The organism is Mesorhizobium sp. BHbdii, from assembly GCF_053848045.1.
In genome coordinates, this window is sequence record NZ_JBSPKX010000125.1 from 1 (window position 1) to 525 (window position 525).

The 525-nt window shown below is 66.3% G+C and carries 1 protein-coding gene; it reads left to right on the forward strand.

From position 1 onward, the window contains the following. Positions 1–525, forward strand: a 525-nt coding sequence (locus ACWTU8_RS32200) for an ATP-binding cassette domain-containing protein (RefSeq protein ID WP_455851299.1), incomplete at both ends; no start/stop codon positions are given.

Consider the following 525-nt stretch of genomic DNA (forward strand, 5'->3'; position numbering starts at 1 on the left):
GGGCGCGGTGTTTTCCTTCATCACCGCGCTGATCCTGGCCTACGACCCGGCCCGGCGCCTGGCGCGCATGCAGGTCGGCATGGAGCGGGCGCTGGTCAACGCCCGCATGATCTACGAACTGCTCGACCTCGAGCCGCAGCAGGGCGACGCGCCTGACGCCGTCGAGGCGCACTTCACCACGGGCGAGGTGCGTTTCAACAATGTCTCCTTCCGCTATGTCGAGGAGACGCCGGTGCTGCAGGAGCTGAGCTTCGTCGCCGCCGCCGGCAAGATGACCGCCATCGTCGGCGCGTCGGGTGCCGGCAAGACCACGCTGGTGGCGCTGCTGCAGCGCTTCTACGACGTCGAGTCCGGCACCATCGAGGTCGATGGCCAGAATATTTCCAAGGTGACCAAGCAGTCGCTGCGCGGCTCGATCGCCTATGTCTCGCAGTCGCCCTATCTGTTCGAAGGCACGATCCGCGACAACATCCGCTATGGCCGCATGTCGGCCACCGACGCCGAGATCGAACGGGCGGCGCAACA